Annotated in this window: 23 protein-coding genes; 2 read left to right on the top strand and 21 right to left on the bottom strand. The window is 40.7% G+C overall.

The features are described 5' to 3' along the window. Positions 1-10 precede the first annotated feature (10 nt). The 4 genes from BK583_RS10250 to BK583_RS10235 all read right to left on the bottom strand — a co-directional run bounded on the left by BK583_RS10250 (position 11) and on the right by BK583_RS10235 (position 2,957). On the bottom strand, positions 11-727 hold the full coding sequence (locus tag BK583_RS10250) for a DnaD domain-containing protein (protein WP_038485676.1): 717 nt from the start codon (positions 725-727) through the stop codon (positions 11-13). Between the two features lie 151 nt (positions 728-878). Then, complete coding sequence (gene asnS, locus BK583_RS10245; RefSeq protein WP_038480151.1) at positions 879-2,171, bottom strand: asparagine--tRNA ligase; 1,293 nt, start codon at positions 2,169-2,171, stop codon at positions 879-881. Between the two features lie 103 nt (positions 2,172-2,274). Continuing rightward, positions 2,275-2,769 (bottom strand): cell wall elongation regulator TseB-like domain-containing protein, encoded by a 495-nt coding sequence (locus BK583_RS10240; RefSeq protein ID WP_055737675.1) that lies wholly within the window; start codon positions 2,767-2,769, stop codon positions 2,275-2,277. 8 nt (positions 2,770-2,777) lie between these two features. Next, entirely contained in the window at positions 2,778-2,957 is a 180-nt protein-coding gene (locus tag BK583_RS10235; RefSeq protein WP_035397952.1) for a YpmA family protein, read from the bottom strand. Between the two features lie 127 nt (positions 2,958-3,084). Here BK583_RS10235 and BK583_RS10230 point away from each other — a divergent pair, with 127 nt between their 5' ends. Beyond that, complete coding sequence (locus BK583_RS10230; protein ID WP_038480161.1) at positions 3,085-3,264, top strand: hypothetical protein; 180 nt, start codon at positions 3,085-3,087, stop codon at positions 3,262-3,264. Positions 3,265-3,319: 55 nt separating this feature from the next. Here the strand turns inward: BK583_RS10230 and BK583_RS10225 are convergent, their stop codons facing one another. From BK583_RS10225 to BK583_RS10165, 13 genes are all read right to left on the bottom strand, one after another. After that, a complete protein-coding gene (locus BK583_RS10225; protein WP_055737674.1) occupies positions 3,320-4,633 on the bottom strand; it encodes an amidohydrolase in 1,314 nt (437 codons plus the stop codon). After that, positions 4,633-7,419: an ATP-dependent DNA helicase DinG gene (dinG, locus tag BK583_RS10220; RefSeq protein WP_055737673.1), complete on the bottom strand. Its 2,787-nt coding sequence runs from the start codon at positions 7,417-7,419 to the stop codon at positions 4,633-4,635. Before dinG ends, BK583_RS10225 begins: the two co-directional genes overlap by 1 nt. Before the next feature lie 15 nt (positions 7,420-7,434). After that, positions 7,435-8,355 carry a tetratricopeptide repeat protein gene (locus BK583_RS10215; RefSeq protein WP_055737672.1) on the bottom strand — a complete coding sequence of 307 codons (921 nt, stop codon included), beginning with the start codon at positions 8,353-8,355 and terminating at the stop codon, positions 7,435-7,437. 64 nt (positions 8,356-8,419) lie between these two features. Continuing rightward, positions 8,420-8,803, bottom strand: coding sequence for an aspartate 1-decarboxylase (gene panD, locus BK583_RS10210; protein WP_055737671.1), 384 nt, complete (start codon positions 8,801-8,803; stop codon positions 8,420-8,422). A gap of 11 nt (positions 8,804-8,814) precedes the next feature. After that, positions 8,815-9,657: a pantoate--beta-alanine ligase gene (gene panC / locus BK583_RS10205; protein ID WP_055737670.1), complete on the bottom strand. Its 843-nt coding sequence runs from the start codon at positions 9,655-9,657 to the stop codon at positions 8,815-8,817. Further along, complete coding sequence (gene panB / locus BK583_RS10200; RefSeq protein WP_055737669.1) at positions 9,657-10,493, bottom strand: 3-methyl-2-oxobutanoate hydroxymethyltransferase; 837 nt, start codon at positions 10,491-10,493, stop codon at positions 9,657-9,659. Before panB ends, panC begins: the two co-directional genes overlap by 1 nt. A gap of 200 nt (positions 10,494-10,693) precedes the next feature. Next, a complete protein-coding gene (locus BK583_RS10195; RefSeq protein WP_055737668.1) occupies positions 10,694-11,665 on the bottom strand; it encodes a biotin--[acetyl-CoA-carboxylase] ligase in 972 nt (323 codons plus the stop codon). Position 11,666: 1 nt separating this feature from the next. After that, positions 11,667-12,785: a CCA tRNA nucleotidyltransferase gene (locus tag BK583_RS10190; RefSeq protein ID WP_055737667.1), complete on the bottom strand. Its 1,119-nt coding sequence runs from the start codon at positions 12,783-12,785 to the stop codon at positions 11,667-11,669. After that, complete coding sequence (gene bshA / locus BK583_RS10185; RefSeq protein ID WP_038480187.1) at positions 12,778-13,929, bottom strand: N-acetyl-alpha-D-glucosaminyl L-malate synthase BshA; 1,152 nt, start codon at positions 13,927-13,929, stop codon at positions 12,778-12,780. The genes BK583_RS10190 and bshA overlap by 8 nt, the downstream gene beginning before the upstream one ends. Before the next feature lie 7 nt (positions 13,930-13,936). Continuing rightward, positions 13,937-14,635, bottom strand: coding sequence for a bacillithiol biosynthesis deacetylase BshB1 (gene bshB1 / locus BK583_RS10180; RefSeq protein WP_055737666.1), 699 nt, complete (start codon positions 14,633-14,635; stop codon positions 13,937-13,939). Between the two features lie 73 nt (positions 14,636-14,708). Further along, the gene (locus tag BK583_RS10175) at positions 14,709-15,122 is read right to left on the bottom strand and encodes a methylglyoxal synthase (protein ID WP_038480193.1); all 414 of its coding nucleotides are present in this window, start codon (positions 15,120-15,122) and stop codon (positions 14,709-14,711) included. A 12-nt stretch (positions 15,123-15,134) separates the two neighbouring features. After that, positions 15,135-15,929, bottom strand: a complete 795-nt coding sequence (gene dapB / locus BK583_RS10170; RefSeq protein ID WP_055737665.1) for a 4-hydroxy-tetrahydrodipicolinate reductase — start codon at positions 15,927-15,929, stop codon at positions 15,135-15,137. Next, a complete protein-coding gene (locus BK583_RS10165; protein WP_038480199.1) occupies positions 15,922-16,272 on the bottom strand; it encodes a nucleotide pyrophosphohydrolase in 351 nt (116 codons plus the stop codon). The genes dapB and BK583_RS10165 overlap by 8 nt, the downstream gene beginning before the upstream one ends. Before the next feature lie 130 nt (positions 16,273-16,402). Here BK583_RS10165 and BK583_RS10160 point away from each other — a divergent pair, with 130 nt between their 5' ends. Beyond that, a complete protein-coding gene (locus tag BK583_RS10160) occupies positions 16,403-17,269 on the top strand; it encodes a YitT family protein (RefSeq protein ID WP_055737664.1) in 867 nt (288 codons plus the stop codon). A 48-nt stretch (positions 17,270-17,317) separates the two neighbouring features. Here the strand turns inward: BK583_RS10160 and BK583_RS10155 are convergent, their stop codons facing one another. The 4 genes from BK583_RS10155 to BK583_RS10140 all read right to left on the bottom strand — a co-directional run bounded on the left by BK583_RS10155 (position 17,318) and on the right by BK583_RS10140 (position 20,368). Beyond that, positions 17,318-18,013, bottom strand: a complete 696-nt coding sequence (locus BK583_RS10155; protein ID WP_035398373.1) for a zinc metallopeptidase — start codon at positions 18,011-18,013, stop codon at positions 17,318-17,320. 80 nt (positions 18,014-18,093) lie between these two features. Next, the gene (locus tag BK583_RS10150; protein ID WP_055737663.1) at positions 18,094-18,870 is read right to left on the bottom strand and encodes a sporulation protein YpjB; all 777 of its coding nucleotides are present in this window, start codon (positions 18,868-18,870) and stop codon (positions 18,094-18,096) included. Positions 18,871-18,931: 61 nt separating this feature from the next. Continuing rightward, positions 18,932-19,531: a DUF1405 domain-containing protein gene (locus tag BK583_RS10145; RefSeq protein WP_055737662.1), complete on the bottom strand. Its 600-nt coding sequence runs from the start codon at positions 19,529-19,531 to the stop codon at positions 18,932-18,934. A 51-nt stretch (positions 19,532-19,582) separates the two neighbouring features. Then, positions 19,583-20,368, bottom strand: a complete 786-nt coding sequence (locus BK583_RS10140) for a menaquinol-cytochrome c reductase cytochrome b/c subunit (protein WP_038480209.1) — start codon at positions 20,366-20,368, stop codon at positions 19,583-19,585. Position 20,369: the final 1 nt, after the last annotated feature.

Here is a 20,369-nt window from a genome sequence, read left to right as displayed (position 1 = left end):
CGTGCTCTCCTTATAAATTTTCTAACCAATTGAATCCCGGTATGTTTTCTGATTGCTTAGCCGTTTGTCGTTTTTCCTTGTTGATCGGTAAGTTGGTTTTCTGCCTAAACCGTTCACTATGGGCATGAGCCTGTTCTACCGTTCGAACGCCATTGCGTTGCCACTCAAACAAAATCCGATCAATGTAGCGGAAATTCAATTTGCCCGAAATAACGGCTTCCTTTAATGCAGCTTGAATGAGCTCTATCGTATAGGTATCTTGATCAATCCACATCGAAATGGTTTCCACTTCAATTGGTGAAAGTGGTCTGGCAAACTCTTGTTCAAATTGTTGAAACAGTTGTCCTTCAACTTCTTCTGTTTTTGTACCTTCATATTCACTTTGTTCAGTCTCTACATAATCAATTAATTGGAGCCATAGCGGGTCAAGTGAACAATATTCATACACCATATTCGTTTCATCATCCCGCTTATTTTTTATTGACAATAGCCGCTTACGTACGAGCTGGCCAATTTTTTCAGCACATTCTTCTATAGACAGCGTCATTTGTTCACTTAACGTTTGCGGAGTTGGAAACGAATCACCATTATCAATTAATCGTTGAATTTGTATTAGTAGAACGAGCTCCGTCTCGTTCATATTTAACTTTGTGTAATGCTTTAACAGTAAATGGGGCACAGTGACTTGCTTTTGCTGAACCCATTTTAATAAGACTGTATCGTCCACAGTTACCACCTCTAACAACTCTTAGTATAACACGTTTACTTCTCTTGAAGCAGTAGAAAACAAGTCGTGATTAAAAGGAATTCACTCTTTTTACAAACAAAAAAACACCTTACGTACATGCTATTACGCGGTAAGGTGTTTTTTGTTTTTCTTATGGGTACAAACGATTTAACAGGCGCGGGAACGCTATTGTTTCTCGGACATGTTCAATGCCTGAAAGCCAAGCAACAGTACGCTCTAATCCTAATCCAAACCCTGAATGTGGGACTGAACCGTATTTTCTTAAATCTAGATACCACTGATAAGCATCTAACGGTAATCCATGGGCTTCGATTTCTTGTTTTAACAAGTCGTAATCATGAATCCGTTCGGACCCACCAATAATTTCACCGTAACCTTCTGGCGCAATTAAATCGGCACATAATACAACATCATCTCGATCTGGAGCTGGTTGCATGTAAAACGGCTTCAGAGATTTCGGGTAACGGGTAATAAATACTGGTTTATCGTAATGCTCTGCTAACGCAGTCTCATGAGGTGAACCAAAGTCGTCACCCCAGACAATATCGTCAAACCCTTTCTCATGTAAAAGCTCTAACGCATCGTCGTATGTCACTCGAGGAAACGGTCCTTTAATTGCGGCAAGCTTTTCTTTGTCTCTTTCCAAAAGATCAAGCTCTAGATCACAATTCTTTCGTACCTGTTCAGCTAAATAACACACATATTCTTCTTGTATGTCTAAGCTTTCTTCATGCTCAACAAAAGCCATTTCTGGTTCAATCATCCAAAATTCAATGAGATGGCGTCTCGTTTTTGATTTTTCCGCTCGAAAGGTTGGTCCGAAAGTGAATACGCGATTTAACGCCATTGCACCAGCTTCAGCGTAAAGCTGTCCACTTTGGGATAAAAACGCATCTTCATCAAAGTATTTTGTATGGAATAACTCAGAAGTACCCTCAGGGGAGCTACCTGTTAAAATAGGTGAATCTAATTTAGTAAAACCTTTTGAGAAGAAGAAATCATACGTTGATTTAATGATTTCATTCCGTATTTTCATCACAGCATGCTGTTTTTTTGAACGAATCCATAAGTGACGATTGTCCATTAAAAACTCTGTCCCATGTGCTTTAGGTGTAATAGGATACCCCTCTGCTTCATGAATAACATTAAGATCCGTTACTGTCAGCTCGTAGCCAAATGATGAACGCTCATCTTTGCGAACAATGCCAGTAACATAAAGCGAAGATTCTTGGGTTAATGATTTTGCTTGTTGAAAGAGTGTTTCTGCTACTTCTGCTTTTACTACTACACCTTGAATAAAGCCTGTACCGTCTCGTAATTGCAGAAAAGCGATCTTTCCACTTGATCGTTTATTTGCAAGCCATGCACCGATGGTTACTTCTTTGTCTACATATTGACCTACTTGGGCAATCGTTGTTTTCAAAACTGTCATTCCTCCTGAACGTCTTTCTTTTCAACGTTTCTTTTTCCGACTAACATTATAACTGACCGCGGGATGAAAGTCGATAGAAGCCCACTCTTCGCTGTTAAGCTGCTGTGTGAATACTGTAGCTCTTTAAATATGCACCTGTTTCAAACAGTGTATAATAAAAAACTCTAGAACCATTTGTCACGTATGTAAATTCATACACTGGTTGTCCATTCTCAACACCAAGTCGGATTGATTCAAATGACGTTACGTTTAACTCTTGTGATACAGTATCAACCATTTCACTTTTTTCTACACCCTCATGAGGTGACAGCAAATAATATTCATCTGACTCTTCATAATCCTCATGTAAAAATAACAATTGATCTTCACCGTCATCATTTGTGCCTTCCAAGACCCAATAACTGTCACCACCATAGTAATGGGAGACATCGCTTACGGTCGTTAATAGATCATGGTTTAGCGCAACTGAGCGTGCGTCTTCCCCTTCTGCTGCTAACGGTGAGCGTATTGTGCTGTACAACCAAATACTTAAGCCACTTATTAGAAACAAACTAACGATTAACGAAATCATAATTCCTTTTTTCTTCATCTTATCCTCTACACTTCATAAATGGTAAAAACAATTTTTTCGGAGTCTTTTGCATCAAGAGCAAAACCAAATGTTAATCCTTTTTCTTTTAATGTTCGATTTAATTGATCAACGACTTTATAAAAATCATCTGTACGATCAATTGTCACTGTCGATAATACTTTCATTTTCATATCGGTATTTTCCATTTTTCTTCACTCGCCTCTCCATTAAAGTATACCAACCAAATTATAGACTTCTCCACAATCTTTACTAAACATAGCTTGCTTTGTTCGTGGCAAAATACAAATACGCCAGGAGAAGGGGGGCGTTTATATGGAACAACACGGCTTGGCCGATTGGTTTCAGCATCAAAAGGACGAATGGTCCTTGCTTCACAGAGGAAACCAAACGTTGGAGGACATATGCTGTTTTCCATTAAAGCAAACAGCGTTTCCTGCTGTGTTCTATCCACTATCTGTAAGTGCAGAGGATATGCAGGCTGATATCGATTAAAAACCTTCTACCTACACCTCATTGACGCTGCTATAACAGCGTTCCGCTTATCGACTTAGTCGATAAGCTTTTTATTTACCGCTGACATAGAACGAGCTTCTGCCATAATTTTTTCTTTATCCATCGTAACGAATTCTTTGTTTCGATACAATGGTTTTCCTTGAACAAACACATCTGTCACATCTGTTCCTTTAGCAGAGAATACGAGATGGGATAAGACACGTTGTTCAGGCAAAAAATGAGCTTGATTTGGAGAAAGCATAATAAAGTCTGCTTCATTACCAGGTTGTAGCACACCTACTTGATTGACATACGTTGCTTTGGACCCATTTATTGTAGCCATCTTTAAACCATCGTAAGTTTTGACAATATCCGCTTGCTCATTTACACCACGCTGCAATAAAACTGCAAAGCGCATTTCTTCAAACAAATCTAAATGATTATTTGCTGCAACTGAATCTGTTCCGATTGATACTGGGATATCGTGCTTTAGCATAGATGCAACTGGAGCTATCCCTGATCCTAATTTCATATTACTCATTGGGTTGTGCGAAACCATAGCTCCTCTTTGTTGAATGAGTTCAAAATGTTGCTCATACATATGAACGCAATGGGCAAACAGCCATTTTGTGCCTGCCAGCAAGTCACGTTCTTCTAATAACTCCAGTGGATGCATGCCGTGTTGATCCATAAAATCATGAATTTCTTTTCTCGTTTCGGCCAAATGCATATGAACAGGTAAATTGGCATCACGAGCCGCTTCGACAATACGCTCAATATAATCTGGCGGGCACGTATAAGGCGCGTGAGGAGCTAACATTGTTGTAATGCGTCCGTTTCCTTGACCGTGGAAGGCTGTCGCAAACGAAAGAGACTCTGCTAGCTTTTCATCTTGTTCTTCCTTAGAGCAAAGTCCAATGACTGAACGCATTAACGTTGCGCGTATACCGACTTCCTCTATTCTGTTAGCAAAAGACGGTAACCCGAGATGATACATATCGACGAATGCCGTTGTTCCGGAAGCAATCATTTCAATCATACTGACATCTCGCGCAACATGTAAAGTCTTCTCATCAAATTTCCGCTCTGCTGGCCAAATGGATTGTTCAAGCCACTCTTGCAATGGCTGATCATCACTAATTCCTCTTAAAAGCGTCATACCTGGATGACCATGTGTATTAACAAGTCCAGGCATTAGCCATTTTCCATCGGCATTCATTTGCGTCGTCTCTTCTTTTTCTTTTTGCGTTGGTTCTCCCTCTGCAATGGTTACAATACGTTCTTTATTAAACCGTATATAGCCACGGTCAATAACCGTTTCTTCGTCATCCATTGTGATAATGGTTGCGTTATAAATCAGTGTATCCACTACTCTTCCTCCTGATTATGAATATGAGCTTCCAATAAGTGTTCGAACTTCCCTTCGTACACTGGTGTAGTTGGTAGTGAAGCTAAAAACGTTTTTCCATATCTCGTTGTGACAACACGTCGATCAAATATAAAGAAATTGCCTTGATCCTTCGCTGTTCGAATTAAACGTCCAAACCCTTGTCGAAATCGAATAACCGCTTGTGGTAAAGAAAGGTCTGTAAACGGATTTTCCCCATTTGCCTTCGCTGCGTTAATTTGCGCTCTTGTAAGAGGTTGATTAGGAGGCGCAAACGGTAGCCGTACAATGATTAAATGCTCCAGTGCATCACCAGCCAAATCAATCCCTTCCCAAAAGCTATTGGTTCCAAGTAAAATACTCGCTCCATTTGCTTGTCTAAACAGTTTTAAAAGGCGAGAGCGTGATCCACTCGTAACCCCTTGGCCAATAAGCGTAATTTGCCTCTCATCATCAAGGTCTTTTACGTACTGATAAACTTGCTTTAGCATGTCATATGACGTAAAAAGTACAAGTGCTTTTTTATTCGTTGAATCAGTTAAGCGCCATAATTTAATCGCCACATCTTGAATAAACAACTGATCATTATGACCGCGTACGTCTGGTATGTCGGTTGGGATAAATACTTTCAACTGTTTTTCATAAGAAAATGGAGAGGGGATTTTTTTTGTCCGAACGCCAAAATCCTCTAATCCAAGTCGTTTTTGCGCATAGTCGAATGATTGATTAACGGTTAATGTTGCAGACGTCAACACCACACTCTGTTTCGTTGCAAAAAAGTCATCCGCTAACCTCTCGTTCACTCGTATAGGCTTTGCATATAAATAGATTGCATTTTTGGCGCCTTTTGGCTCAGCTTCTATCCAATAAACAAATTCTTTGTCATACTCTAGAAGTAATTCGTAGAGCTGTGTCACTTCCTCTTCAAATAAGGCGACCATTGATTTCACGTTTGCGATAAAGGAACGTTCTTCATAAGCAGGCTCATTGTCTTTTTCTTTATCGATTGCCGAATAAAGCTGTTCAATAACAGAAGAGCTATTCATTTGCACCCGCATGGCACATTCCAAAATACCTTGCCATAAAACGCCCTCTTCTTGAAAACTACGATACACATAGCTCATGCGCCCAACGTCTGTCGCTTCTGTTTGTCGTTCACTTACAAACGCATGAAGCATTCTAAACAATTCTTCCACATCTTCCTTTATCTCATTTAACACACTAATAAACCCTTCTGACTCATTCATAAACGACTTATTCTGAGTAACAGATTGGACTAAGCGAGACAAAGAAAAGCCAATGGATAAATAATTCACTGCCAAGCCAAAATAATCAATGGCTGTTTCCTCTAAATGATGTGCTTCATCTATAACAGCATGGCTATACGTCGGAATAATGGCTCTACGTTGATGTACATCCGTCATTAATAAAGCATGATTGACAATAATAATATCTGCTTCTTTCGCTTGTTTACGCGATCGATGATAAAAACAGCGTGTAAACCAAGGATTAAATCGACCTAAATCCGATGAAGCATCACTCTGTATCGTTTGCCAGAATAATTGTCCTCCGCTAGATAAGTTTAATTCTTCTACGTCTCCCGTTTGCGTTTCCAACAACCAAATTAAAATTTGCGCTTTTGTTAGCTGTACATCGTATGAACCTTCTTCACTATACAATGCTGCCTCTTCAAATTTTCTTAAATCTAAATAATGTTGTCTTCCTTTTAATACTGCCACACGGACCTGTATACCTGACGCTTGCTTCATTAGCGCTAAATCTTTACGGAGTAATTGCTCTTGTAATGGTATAGAATACGTTGAAAGCACAACCTTTTGATTTGTTTGCTTCGCATAATACACACTGGGAATTAGATAGCCGAGGGTTTTCCCAGTACCTGTTCCTGCTTCTATAAGTGTATGGGCGTGATCGGAAAAGGCTTCATACACAGCTGAAGCCATTTCTTTTTGCCCTTCACGTATTTCATATTGCTCGAATTGAGACGCTAGTTTTCCTTTTTCAGAAAAATACGCTTGCTCAAAGACTGAATAGGTTTCAGGCAGCTCTTCTTCAATGAATTCTTCTTCCTCGTCTTCAATGCGCTTTAACGCGAGCTGTCGAAACACATCTATTGATGCATCCTCAAACTGTGATTTTTTAAGAGCTTGTTGAATCCCTTCTTCAATCAAGAAATCCCAGTCACTCTTTAACGATGCCGTTATTTTCTTTAGCGCTTGAAGAGTGGGCAACGGCAGTTGAAGGATTTTATTATGTAAATAAATAAACAGCTCAGCTGTCATTTCAGCATCACTGTCTGCTTGATGTGGTCGAGAATGATCCATATCAAAGTAAACAGTTAGATCTGAAAGCTTGTAGCTATCTAATGTAGGTAGCAAGCCTCGACTTAACTCTACCGTATCAAAAGAATAGCAGTTCGGAAACTGGTAGCCAGCAAGCGCTAACTGTTTCTTTAAGAAACCTTTATCAAATGGGACATTATGAGCCACAAAATGACTACCATCCAAAAAGGTCAATACCTCTTCAGCAACCTCTTCAAATAGTGGTGCGCCACTAACATCCTTTTCTGTTATACCGGTTAATTCTGTGATAAAAGGCGGAATCTCACATTGAGGATCGACAAATGTTGAAAATCGATCCGTTATTTTGTGACCTTCCACCTTAACCGCTCCAATTTGAATAATTCGCGCGCCTTGCTCTGGAGCGTTTCCTGTTGTCTCCAAATCAAGCACAACATAAGATTGTGACACACTGACACCCCGTTCTTACTTTACTGTTGCTTGTATCCATTCAAATGATTTTTTTGCTTCTGGATCCGTTTGACCAAGCTCCTCTAATAAGTGAATCGCTCTTTTGTCTCCCGCTAATGCTTTATTCCATGCAAATCCATGTAGCCAGCGTGGGGTTTTACCTGTTAGCAACATTAAATGCTCGTAGGCATAACAGGCGAGTTCATGTTCCCCAATCCACTCTACTAACTGGGCAACAGCTAGTAAATCACCCTCTTGCTCAACGGATTCAATCACCTCTAAAAATGCGGCTCTAGCTTCTTCGATTTCACCCGTTTGCAAAAGCGCTAACCCTAATGCATAAAGACCATCACTGTCGTCTTTAACGTACGCATATCGCCTAAAACACGTAACCGCATACGTGTAATTTTCTAGTGTAAAATAACAGACACCTAAATTATACATGACTTCGTGGTTTTCTGCTAAGGGTTGTGCTTTTTCTAAATACTGAATCGCTAATTCCAATTTATTTTGAAGCATAGCAACTAAACCTAAACCTTGGTAAACAAGATGAAGAATCAACGGTTGATTACTGATGAACTGTACATAGCGGAAGTATTCTTCACTTCCAATGAAATCATTTGTATAAAGTAAAGCATATCCAAGATATAAACAGCGAACGGCCTCTTGTTTTTCTTCACCCTGTTCTTGTTTTAATTGTAAACAAGCTTGATCAAATTCACCTTGATCAAATAAATACGTCCCTTGTGACTGGTATGCATAGGGACCATTTTCAGCTTTCAACTTCTTTTTCAACTGTTGAAGCGCCTCATCTAACGATCCCCACGTCATGAGTAATTCCTGTGTTTTATTCTCTAATACCTCTACCTGATTATCAAGTGGTAGTTCCCAAACAGCTTGGTAAAGGCTGTACCACTCATCTATCCATTCCTTCAAAAAATCCCCTCCCATTTTCATGCGTTACTAACAGTTTGCATGTTTCGAGGAGGGAATATTCGAATTAGTAAACGGTAGAAGCTGGTTCTGTTCCTAACATTTCTACAATCTGATTACGTTCGTCTAGAATGGCCACTTTTGGCGAATGTTCATGGGCTTCTTCGTTGCTAAGAAGAACATAGCTTAAAATAATGATGACATCACCAGGCTGTACTTTTCTAGCTGCAGCGCCATTCAAACAAATGGCGCCGCTTCCTCGCTCTCCTTTAATTGTATATGTTTCAAACCGTTCACCATTATTGTTGTTAACAATTTGAACCTTTTCGTTTTCTAACAAGTCAACTGCATCAAGTAAATCTTCATCAATGGTAATACTACCAACATAATTTAAATTAGATTCGGTTACTCGAGCGCGATGTAATTTCGCTTTCATCATTGTTCTGAACATGGTGTTTCACCTCAGTTGTTAAAATCAATTACAATATGATCAATTAGTCGTGCTTTTTGAAACTGATACGCTAACGCCACAATCACAAGGGCATTGGCTTCATTTACTTTCTTTAGTGATGGGTATTCGTAGGCTTCCACATAATCAATCTCGCCAACCGGAATAGACGTAAGCGTAGCGAGAACATCGGATACGAGTACCGATGTATCTCTTTTCCTAGATGCTTTTGCTTTTTGTAATGCCTTATAAAGCACAGGCGCATAACGACGCTCTTCTGCTGTTAAGTTAACGTTTCGAGAACTTTTTGCCAACCCATCCTCCTCTCGGACTGTAGGGCAACCTGTTACGATTATTGGTAAGAAAAATTCTTTTACAAGTTGCTTAATAATGGCAAGCTGCTGGGCATCTTTTTCACCAAAAAATGCTTCATTCGGTTGGATAAGAGAAAACAATTTTAAAACAACCGTCGCTACTCCATCAAAATGACCAGGGCGACTTCTTCCGCACATCACGTCTGCTCCTTGCTTAACATGAACCACTTGTGGATAGCCACTAGGATACATTTCCTTAACAGTTGGGCAGAATAACACATCACAACCGCTCTCTTTTGCTACTTGTTCGTCAAGGGATTGCTGCCTTGGATACGTTTCATAATCTTCCCCTGGTCCAAATTGAAGCGGATTAACAAAGATGGACACAACCACAACATCATGACGCTCTCTAGCCGCAGAGAAGAGGGATTGGTGCCCTGCATGCAAAGCACCCATCGTTGGAACAAAGCCAATCGTTTGATTAGTAGAACGATACGGAGCGAGTACTTGCGTTAATTCCTTTATGGTGGTCACAACAAGCATTACTTCGTTCCCCCATAGAGTGTTAACCAGGCATCATCTTTCATTGTGTACTGATGCTCTGGTGCCGGAAAATCTCTTCCTTTTACTTCACGTACGTACTGACTAAGTCCATCCTCAATAACCGATGATATAGACACATACTGTTTAACAAATTTCGGTACACGAGGTGATTCGTATCCAATGACGTCGTGATAAACGAGCACCTGTCCATCTGTTTGATTTCCAGCCCCGATACCAATGATTGGTGCTGTTACTTGTTTTGATAAAATTGTACCTAGCTGATGAGGAATACATTCTGCAACAATGGCAAAGGCACCTGCTTCAGCAATCGCTTTTGCGTCTTCCACTAACTGCTCTGCCGTTTCTTGATCTTTTCCTTGCACTTTGTAGCCGCCTAGTACACCAACCGATTGAGGCGTTAGGCCAATATGACCGACAACAGGCACACCAGCTTGCACAAGTAAGCGAACCGTCTCAACGATTTCTTTTCCACCTTCAAGTTTAACAGCATCTGCACCTGCTTCTTGCATTAATCTACGTACGTTGGCAGCTGTTTCTGAAAACGTACTATGGTACGCAAAGAACGGTAAATCAGTCACGACAAAGGTATCTTTCGCGCCCCTTTTAACCGCTTTTGTGTGTAGTACCATATCATCCATTGTCACTGGAACCGTAGAATCATAACCAAGCATTACCATGCCTAAGGAGTCACCAACTAAGATCATATCAACTCCAGCACGTTCAGCAAGCTTAGCAGAAGGAGCGTCATATGCCGTAAGCATCGCAATAGGTTCGTGATCTTTCTTCATCTGTAAAAAGTGTGTTATTGTTTTCATGTCTCATCCTCCGGTTTCATGTGTTCAAATGTTGAACTGCATGAAACGGCGTAACCCCCCTTGCAAAAGCAAGGGGGGTTAAAAAACATCGTTATTGTCCCCGTTCTTAAAAGAATCGAAGCAACAGACGCTTTTTTGCCCATCCGTTATTGGGTGCCGTTCTCGCAGATACAGCCCTTGCTCCAACAGTATAACAAGGGTTAAGAGGTTGTGTCGAGTTCAATGTCTGCAGAATAGATCAAATGTTCTTGTCCATTTTCTTCCCGTAATCGTAACTGGCCTTCATCTGTAATACCGTAAGCAAATCCTGAAATCGTTCCTTTTGGGGTACGAGCAATCACTCGTTGCTGTAATGAAATGGCCCTTGCTTCCCATAATGTTTTTATCGCTTGAAAACCATCATCCACGTAGCTTTCATAAAGCCATTCAAATTCGTTCATCACTTCCGCAATCAATGTGGATCGGTTTATCTTTTGTTTGCTTTCCGCATAAATAGACGTTGCAACATCTTTCACTTCATCGTGAAAATCCGTATCCCCTTGATGACAGTTTATTCCCATTCCAACAATAACATAATGAAGTTGATCTGGATCTGCTGCCATTTCCGTTAGAATACCAACAAGCTTTTTCCCATTCACCATTAAATCGTTCGGCCATTTTATTTCACACTCAAGAGGTGCTACCTTTTCAATAGCACGTGCAACAGCAACAGCAGCAACAAGAGTCAGTTGAGGAGCACGGGTAAGTGGAATTGTCGGTCGTAAAATAAGAGACATTGATATGCTCTGTCCTTTTTCGACTACCCATTCTCTTCCTAAGCGCCCTCTTCCTTCTGTCTGTTCATTTGCTACAATTAGTGTGCCTTCATGACAACCATTTGTTGCAGCTTGGTGTGCCTTAGGTTGAGTCGATGATACGGATTCGTACGCAATCACTTCTTTGCCAAAGGTTTTTGTCTGAACTCTTGCTTCAATATCGTGTGCTTTGACTGTGTCTGGGGCCTGCAGTAGTTTATAGCCTTTATTGGTAGTTGATTGAATCATGTACCCTTGTTCTTTTAATGCGTTAATTTGCTTCCAGACTGCCGTGCGACTTACATGTAACTGTTCACTAATGGCTTCGCCGGATACATAATCACCTGCTAATAGCAGTCGCAAAAGTAATGACTTCATTTTATTCACTCTCTCGCTTATAGTAATGGATTAGAGCGTCTCGTTCATTTGGAACAACTCGTTCAATTACAGCCTTTTCCAACTGTTCTAAAGCTCTTTTTACCCAGGGACCTGGCTTTTTGTTTTCCATCTCAATTAAGTCTTTTCCTGTTAGTTGTAAATCTGATTTTGATTGAATAGGCAATTCTCGAAAGCGACTCTTTATGTTCTCCGTTGTTTCACATTCCATTTCTCGGTCTTCCCTAATCTTTTCGACTTCTATTGCCGAGCTTAGTCCAGCCTGATACAACGTCCAATTCGTCCAGTGTTGATTTAAACGATTATGATACAAACGATAAAGCTGCTTCACTTGTTTTTTAATCTGATTTGAAAACGGGAGAGCAGTTAATACATCTACTGTTCCAGCAATTAAGCAATATTCCGTTAGCGCTCTTACGTCCGAATCCCATGAAATAGACTTATTTGATTTGAATACATGATAGACGAATGGAGAAAGGTTAAAAAAAGGCAGTACTTCTTCTAATCGAATCGCTTCCAAAAAGGAAAATGCTTTTTGTTTATAACGACCTTTTAATAATCCAATCCATTCCGTTACTATTCGCTCCTTTGCAACACTGCGAAGGCCATTGGCATACGTTTGACATGCTTGTAATGTTGCTTCTTCGACTTCAAAGCCAAATGTACTAATAAATCGTGCTGCTCGAAAAATGCGGAGCGGGTCAGACTGCATCGTCGCATCTGGACGATAGGAACGAATACAATGATTGGACAAGTCAGTTGTTCCATTTACCAAGTCTATTACGCCTTCTTCATGACTGTACGCTAAACTATTTATAGTAAAATCACGGGCTTCAACATCGTCGAGAAGAGTGTCTCCTTTAAACGTCGATACTTCTATTTGCCGATTGCTCTGATACACAAGCACCGTTTGAAATCGCTCATTGATTCGTGTCGTTTTTTGAAAACACGCTTCAATTTGTTCAGGTGAAGCATTAGTGGTAATATCAAAGTCTTTTGGCTCAAGCCCTAGTAGATGATCACGGACAGCTCCTCCAATGAGGTATGCCTCAAACCCCTTTTCATGTAGTTTTTGCAGGCATTGTTCAACATGCTTATTCATCCAAGGTTCCATCTTCCTGCAACATCTTTTCGTACAATCGCTCGTATTCACTAACAATTCGTTGCGAGTAAAATTCGTGCTTTACCCGCTTTAACCCACGCTCTCGAAAGCGTTGGTGCATTGTTTGATCTTGTAGCAACCGAAGCACTCGATCTGCAACAGCTTCTACGTCTCCTACAGGAACGAGGTAACCACTCTCTCCATCTTCAATAACTTCTGGAATACCACCTATTGCAGTTCCAACTACAGGGACACCACAAGCCATGGCTTCTAATGCCACAAGCCCAAAGCTTTCTTTTTCACTTAATAAAAGCATCACATCACTCATTGATAAAAGCTCGGCGATATGTTTTTGATTACCTAACACAAGAACATGTTTCTCAAGTCCATGTTCTTTTATGTATTGTCTTGCAATTGGTAATTCTGGTCCGTTTCCAATGAGCAGTAATTTCGCTTTTGTTTTCTTTAGAATGAGGGAGAAGCTTTTTAACACATCGAGTATACGTTTAACTGGTCGAAAGTTTGAAATGTGAATAAGAACGCGTTCATCCTTTGAAATACCGTAATGAGCAGCGAGCCCTTCCACCGGTTTAGGATAATACACGTCTTCATCCACAAAATTGTATACCGTTTCAATGGTTTTCGTCGTTTCCACTAATTCTTTCGTTTGACGAACTAAATCATGCGAGACTGCAGTTACACAATCTGATTGTTCAATCCCAAAACGAATTAACGGTTGAAGAGACGGGTCAAAACCTAGTACGGTAATATCTGTGCCATGCAATGTCGTCATAATTTTAATCTCTCTTCCGCTCATTTGTTTTGCCAAAATGGCGCAAACAGCGTGCGGAACAGCATAGTGAACATGTAAGAAGTCAAGTTCATGAGTGCGAATGACTTCTGCCAATTTACTTGCTGCCGATAAATCGTGAGGAGGATGCTTAAAAACAGCATATTGATTCACTTCAACTTCATGAAAAAAGATGTTTGGATAAACTTTATCGTCAAGACGAAACGGGATTTCTGTTGTTATAAAGTGAACTTCGTGTCCCCTTGAGGCGAGCTGCTTGCCTAATTCTGTTGCAACTACTCCTGAACCACCAACTGTAGGGTAACAGCTAATGCCAATTTTCTTTGGTTTCAATGTCCATTCACCTTTCAAATAAATTTGCCATTTTTAAAGGCTGATCCGTTTTGAACCCCTCTGCATAGGTTAAACCAACTTCTTTTGCAAACAAGCGATCTCGCGCCATGACTGATTCAAGATACTCATCGGTTAACGGTGTTAAAACGCCATCTTGTGGATGGAACTGACTTTGATAGGCTTGTAGAGCAGTCATTTTCTCTTCATAGACTGAGCTAACATCAATCACAAAATCCGGCTTAGCAAAGCCATTTATAAAATAGCTAAAGCAAGCATCAATTTTGTGCGGTTCGCTATCTGGTAAGCGATTTTTAATCCCAGCATCAAAAATAGCTTCCTTCATAATCGTTGCACACTCACCATGGTCCGGATGACGATCTGCTAAAGGAACAAAAATAAAGCGTGGTTTGCATGCTCGAATTAGTCTCACTAGCTCCTCTTTGTCTGCTTCAGTTATGCTTTTTAGTCCCCGGTCCTTTACGTTTAATTGCAAGCGATGTTGAACACCAAGTATGCTTGCTGCTGCCTCTGCTTCCTTTTGCCTTGTTTGAACATCACCATTGGAGGATAGTTCTGCTCGTGTTAACGTTAAAAAATGACACTGGTAGCCTTTCTTTACATATGTTGCAATTGTCCCACCCATGCCAATTTCGATATCGTCTGGATGAGCACCTACTGCTAATAAATCACAATGATACTCGGCCATGCTATTCTTCCTTTCTATCGTCATGAAAAAAAGGGAAGAGCGTATCTATCCCTTTTTCTTACAAATGGAAACATTACAATGTTGGTCGATTGTTTTTTTGAACAGATCGAAACTCAAAATCACCACGCTCAAGTCCTTTTATAAGTACTTCTGCTGTACCAATATTAGTTGCAAGCGGAACGGCTTTCACGTCACAAAGGCGAATCAGAGCGGTTACGTCTGGCTCGTGAGGCTGGGCCGTTAACGGGTCACGGAAAAAAAGGATTAGATCAAATTCATCTTCTGCGACAAGTGCTCCAATTTGCTGATCACCACCAAGGGGACCAGATTTAAAGCGCGTCACGTGTAGCTGTGTAGCTTCCATAATTCGTGTACCAGTTGTACCCGTTCCATAAAGCTCATGATTTCCTAGGATGGGTTCATACGCAACGCAAAAGTTAACCATGTCTTGCTTTTTTTTATCGTGAGCAATTAACGCAACTTTCAACTCTATCACCTCTTAGTCAATTAAATTTTCCAGTCCGTAAACAAGGGTATCTAGTTTGAGCACATGCTCGATGGAGAGCTTTACTCCAGGCATAAAGCTTCGACGATTTAACGAATCATGCTTAATAGACAATAGTTGTCCCTCGCCGCCAAACAGCACTTCTTGGTGTGCGACTCTACCAGGAAGCCTAACGCTGTGAATTCGCATGCCTTCAAAATTTGCTCCACGAGCACCAGCTAGATCTTCTTTTTCGTCTTTATGCCCTTGCTGCTTCTCTTTTCTTTCAGTTGCAATCAGTTGAGCGGTTTTGATTGCTGTTCCAGAAGGGGCGTCTAATTTTTGATCGTGATGCTGTTCAATCATTTCAACATCGGTTAAGTAACGAGCAGCTAATTGAGAAAACTTCATCATTAAAATCGCTCCGATGGCAAAGTTTGGTGCAATGATCGCTCCCAGCTCTTTCTCTTCAGCAAGCCGTGTTAATTCTTGAATGTCTTTGTCTGTAAATCCGGTTGTACCGACTACTGGTCGTACGCCGTGAGTAAGAGCAATCTCCATATGTTTTTTACCGAAAGCCGGGGTAGTTAGATCAACCAACACATCGACTTTATGATCGCTAAAGCACTCTTCCATATCGGAATAAATCGGTACCTCCTGATTACCAAAGCCTTCTAGCTCATTTAACGTTCTTCCATTATGTTTTGAATCAACGACTGCAACAAGATGTAAGTCTTGATCTCTTTCACAAAGCTGAACAGCCTCATAGCCCATTTTTCCTCTCGGTCCAGCTACAACAATATTAATCATTTTGTTGATCTCCTTCTTCTATCTTTGTCCAACGATCTGCATCGCGAGTCGTAAATTTATTCATGACACGTGTATGTGCTTCCTCTAAATCAATGTTCAACGAGTTGGCGAGGCAAATCAAAACAAACATCACGTCGCCTAACTCCTCTTCCATTGCTTTTTCTTTTTCTGTGTCTTTTTTTGGCTTCTCACCATATGTATGGTTTACTTCTCGTGCTAGTTCACCAAGTTCTTCTGTTAGCCTCGCCATCATAGCGAGTGGACTAAAATAACCTTCTTTAAATTGGCTAATATAGGCATCGACTTCTTGCTGCATGTGGGCCATTGTTTTTTGATTATCCATACGTCCACTTCCCTTCTACCTTATCCTAGCGAATTCGCGCTAAATCCGCAATTAAAATTCATTGCCTGCTATCTTTTTTTCCTTCGTTTGAGTACACTAGTAGAGCACCGATTGTAAAGGAGACTGTTTTATGGGTAAGCACATTAAGAACATTGTATTTATCTTGCTCGGCACAGCATTAATGGCGTTTGGACTCGTTTATTTTAATATGCAGTACAATTTAGCTGATGGAGGCGTTACAGGCATTACGCTCCTTCTTTACTTTTTGTTTCAGTTTAATCCCGCTATTTCAAACATACTTATTAACATCCCATTGTTTTTTATTGGTTGGAAAATGCTTGGTCGGACAACATTCTTTTACACCCTCATTGGCACGTTTAGTTTATCGCTTTTTTTAGACTTATTTCAACGTATTTCTTTCTCCGTAGCACTAGCTGATGATCTCATGCTGGCTGCTTTATTTGCAGGCGCGATTGTTGGAGTTGGTCTTGGTATCGTTTTTCGTTTCGGAGGAACAACTGGTGGAGCTGATATTATTGCAAAGCTATGCTTGCGCTATTTTGGTTGGAGCATTGGCAGAACTTTCTTAGTATTTGATTCCTGTGTTATTGTCATTTCTCTTCTATATCTCGATCTTAGAGAAGCCATGTATACAATCGTTTATGTTTTTATCGCTGCTAAAGTGATTGACTTCATACAACAAGGGTCGTACTCCGCTAAGGCTGCTTTTATTATATCAGATGATTTAGAACAAATATCGGAAGCGATTCTGCGAGAGATGGGGAGAGGCGCTACCGCATTAAAAGGAAAAGGCTCGTTTACTGGGAACGATAAAGAAATCTTGTATTGCGTTGTTGCACGAAATGAAACCGTTCGCTTACGTACGATCGTTCATCGCATCGATCCTCATGCGTTTATGGCAATAAATGATGTAACGGAAGCAGCTGGTGAAGGGTTTACCCTCGACGATAACAAGATGCCTTTACGAGTGGACTAAAAGACGCTAGCGACAGTCGCTAGCGTCTTTTTCTTAGCATCTTTAAAATTAATCTCGCTGTGCCAAATAAATTAAAATGAGACGAGCAAGTTCCATAACTGCTACAAGTGCTGCAGCAACATACGTCATCGCTGCGGCATTTAATACTTTCTTTGTCTCCCGCTCTTCATCATTACGAATAATACCGCTTGATACCATTTGAGCCATTGCTTGGTTGGAAGCATTAAATTCAACTGGCAACGTCACAATTTGAAACAGCACAGCAGCTGAAAACATGACGATCCCTGCTAGTAAAATGGTTGGTGATGCTGATCCAAAAAGGGTGATGAGCAACCCAATCATAATAAGCCATTGTCCTAAGCTCGTTCCAAGTTGAGCTGCTGGTACGAGGGCACTACGAAATTTCAAAAAAGCATACTCCTCGGCATCTTGGATAGCGTGTCCCACTTCATGAGCCGCTATTGCCGCTGCAGCAACAGAAGGTTTATGATAATTATTTGTAGACAATCGAACGGTTTTCGCTTTCGGATCATAGTGATCAGAAAGTTCCCCCTTGGTTTCTTCAATGGCTACATCATGTAATCCGTTATCGTTCAAAATTTTTCTTGCTACTTCTGCCCCTGTCATTCCAGACGAATTACGAATTTGTGAATACTTATTGTATGCACTTTTTACTTTTCCTTGTGCAATCATTGGAATAATAAGAAGAAGAGCGAGGTATATTAAATAACCACCTAAACTCACTATGAAATCACCTCTTTAGCTTAATAAATATAGTTCTATCATAAAATGAACGTCAAAATAAGTCAAACTAGACGCTCACTCTATTCGTTCTGTTTTACTTTCTTACGTTGCCCTCTAAATTTCCGAAATCCAACATAGCTAAGTGTTAAGAATACCGGTGTGCCGATAATAAACATCACGACATATAAACCTGGGTCAACGGTTTCAACTGAGGAGAAAGCAAATAACGTTAAGTACTCATGGCGCATTGCATCGAGATGGTTGTCAATTTCAACTTGAGACAGCTGTTGCTCTTGAAGCTTATAGTGCATGGCATCAAGCTCACTTACTTGCTCATATCCCTTCGAAATTAATACAGCAGGACGTACTGTTTCATATAGTTGCAACGTACGATTGACCTCATACATGTATTGTTGCGATTGAAATGGGTCATTCACTGCACTAATTCGATCTAAACTATCCAGCAATTGTCGATCCATTTGATTCCACAACGGTTGATTTACTTGTTGAACAGCATCGGTGCTAAGCCTGAGAGCCATTGCTAAGCGCACTTGCTCCTCCGTGGTGACATCCTCTGCAAACAGCGCCTCATAAGCAGATTCAAATGTCGTTACTAGTGTGCGCATTGATGAAAGAGTCCATTCTTCTTCAGAAAAAGGATAGACATTCATTTCATTTGACAGCACTAAAGCGGTTTGCTTCGCGTTATCTATATCTCCTTGCTTTAGTTGTTGAAGTAATTGACCGGCTAAGCCATCAAACTCGTTCCAAGTTGGGTTCTTGTCCTCTACCGCATCACTAAATACAGGCACCAACAAGACGCTCAAGATCACTGCTACTAACATTCTTCGCCACATCGCTCGTTCCCTCCTCTGATTGTTAGTCTATGAGAAGAGGGACAAGAGTAGACCAGTTGTGTTAAGGCAAGTTTAACCGAAAGGCACCTTTGCGAACATTTAAAAAGTAAACAAGCATAACCGAAGCCAACCCTAATAAAAATGTAAATACACCAATTTGATCTATATAAGGCATAATGACACGGCTAATCCATGGATGCATCCCAAATACATAGTCAATCACGTCATTCCATACTGTCCAAGTAAGAGCAACTCCAAGGTGCCAAGCTTTAATCCGCATAAACGGTAAGAAAAGAAGTGCTTGAAGGGCCATACCAGCGTGAGAAAGATTGAGCATGATAATTTGCCAATGCATCGGTGCACCTTCCATTACTTGAAACGTATTCATTGCAACCGCCCAAATCCCATATTTCAACAATGTAACAGCGGCTAACGCTTCTATGAGACCTACGTTCTTTTTCATTAGAAATGCAACTAGTACTACTACAAAAAACAGGCTGGCTGTTGGACTATCTGGTACAAATGGGATAAAATGCAAAGGCGTTTGAGCCAGTTGATTCCCATACCAGTAAAAGCCATAAATCGTTCCAAGCGCATTTACGACCAGTAATAGTAGCAATGTGGATCTTTTTGTTAACCATCCAAATAAATACGCAAGCATCTTTACACCCCTATGTAAAAAGAGCCACCTCTAAGGTGGCTCTCTCTAATCTTATTCCTCAGAATCTTGTCCGTGGTTCGCAATAAATTCTGCTAAAATTTCGAGCTCTTCATCTGTTCCCTCAAACAAGTCACCTGGCATAGCGCCTTGACCGTTTACAATAACGTCCATCACTTCTTCAGCAGATTTCTCTGTCTCTAAAAGGTTTGGAGCACCTGCACCACCAGTCATTTGATCACCATGACAGTTGATACAAGATTCGTTATTTGTATAGATTTCATACCCTTCAGCCTCGGTATCAAAATCAACATCTTCCGCAATAACAAGCTGTCCTTGCTGAGCCGCCGTCTCCCAATCGTGTTGATCAACAGATTCCCACGTTAAAAAGATGACTGATGCAACACCAAGCAACATTAACGCTGTTGCAATTGGGCGTTTGTGCGGACGACGCTCTTTTGATGTGTCCAGCCATGGCGCAAGCATTAAGGCACCAAATGCAATACCAGGAATGACAACCGTTCCTAATGTATTAAAACTTCCAGAAGCAAATTCATATTTAAGTAATTGATACAAAAATAAGAAATACCAGTCCGGTAACGGTATGTAAGCTTCTAACGGGTCGGCAATTGCCTCAAGAGGAGCTGGGTGGGCTAGGGTTAAACAAAGAAACCCCATGAGAAAAACAGCACCAACCATCCATTCTCGAAGTAAAAAGTTCGGCCAAAACGCTTCCGTCTTACCCGGATATTCCGAGTAATCCTTTGGCACATTCACTTTACGTCCGTCTGATTTTACACGAGAATCGCCGACAAATTTCATCCCTTTGCCTCGATGCATG

Origin of the sequence: Shouchella oshimensis, assembly GCF_002019765.1 — a bacterium.
Classification (GTDB): Bacteria; Bacillota; Bacilli; order Bacillales; family Bacillaceae_D; genus Shouchella; species Shouchella oshimensis.
This window is presented reverse-complemented; position numbering and strand designations above follow the sequence as displayed.

Excerpts from the sequence above, each read along its gene's own strand:
- BK583_RS10240 (WP_055737675.1), bottom strand. The coding sequence starts at position 2,769 with ATGAAGAAAAAAGGAATTATGATTTCGTTAATCGTTAGTTTGTTTCTA.
- BK583_RS10235 (WP_035397952.1), bottom strand. The coding sequence starts at position 2,957 with ATGGAAAATACCGATATGAAAATGAAAGTATTATCGACAGTGACAATT.
- BK583_RS10230 (WP_038480161.1), top strand. The coding sequence starts at position 3,085 with ATGGAACAACACGGCTTGGCCGATTGGTTTCAGCATCAAAAGGACGAA.
- panD (WP_055737671.1), bottom strand. The coding sequence starts at position 8,803 with ATGTTCAGAACAATGATGAAAGCGAAATTACATCGCGCTCGAGTAACC.
- panC (WP_055737670.1), bottom strand. The coding sequence starts at position 9,657 with ATGCTTGTTGTGACCACCATAAAGGAATTAACGCAAGTACTCGCTCCG.
- panB (WP_055737669.1), bottom strand. The coding sequence starts at position 10,493 with ATGAAAACAATAACACACTTTTTACAGATGAAGAAAGATCACGAACCT.
- BK583_RS10195 (WP_055737668.1), bottom strand. The coding sequence starts at position 11,665 with ATGAAGTCATTACTTTTGCGACTGCTATTAGCAGGTGATTATGTATCC.
- BK583_RS10190 (WP_055737667.1), bottom strand. The coding sequence starts at position 12,785 with ATGAATAAGCATGTTGAACAATGCCTGCAAAAACTACATGAAAAGGGG.
- bshB1 (WP_055737666.1), bottom strand. The coding sequence starts at position 14,635 with ATGGCCGAGTATCATTGTGATTTATTAGCAGTAGGTGCTCATCCAGAC.
- dapB (WP_055737665.1), bottom strand. The coding sequence starts at position 15,929 with ATGATTAATATTGTTGTAGCTGGACCGAGAGGAAAAATGGGCTATGAG.
- BK583_RS10165 (WP_038480199.1), bottom strand. The coding sequence starts at position 16,272 with ATGGATAATCAAAAAACAATGGCCCACATGCAGCAAGAAGTCGATGCC.
- BK583_RS10160 (WP_055737664.1), top strand. The coding sequence starts at position 16,403 with ATGGGTAAGCACATTAAGAACATTGTATTTATCTTGCTCGGCACAGCA.
- BK583_RS10150 (WP_055737663.1), bottom strand. The coding sequence starts at position 18,870 with ATGTGGCGAAGAATGTTAGTAGCAGTGATCTTGAGCGTCTTGTTGGTG.
- BK583_RS10145 (WP_055737662.1), bottom strand. The coding sequence starts at position 19,531 with ATGCTTGCGTATTTATTTGGATGGTTAACAAAAAGATCCACATTGCTA.
- BK583_RS10140 (WP_038480209.1), bottom strand. The coding sequence starts at position 20,368 with ATGCATCGAGGCAAAGGGATGAAATTTGTCGGCGATTCTCGTGTAAAA.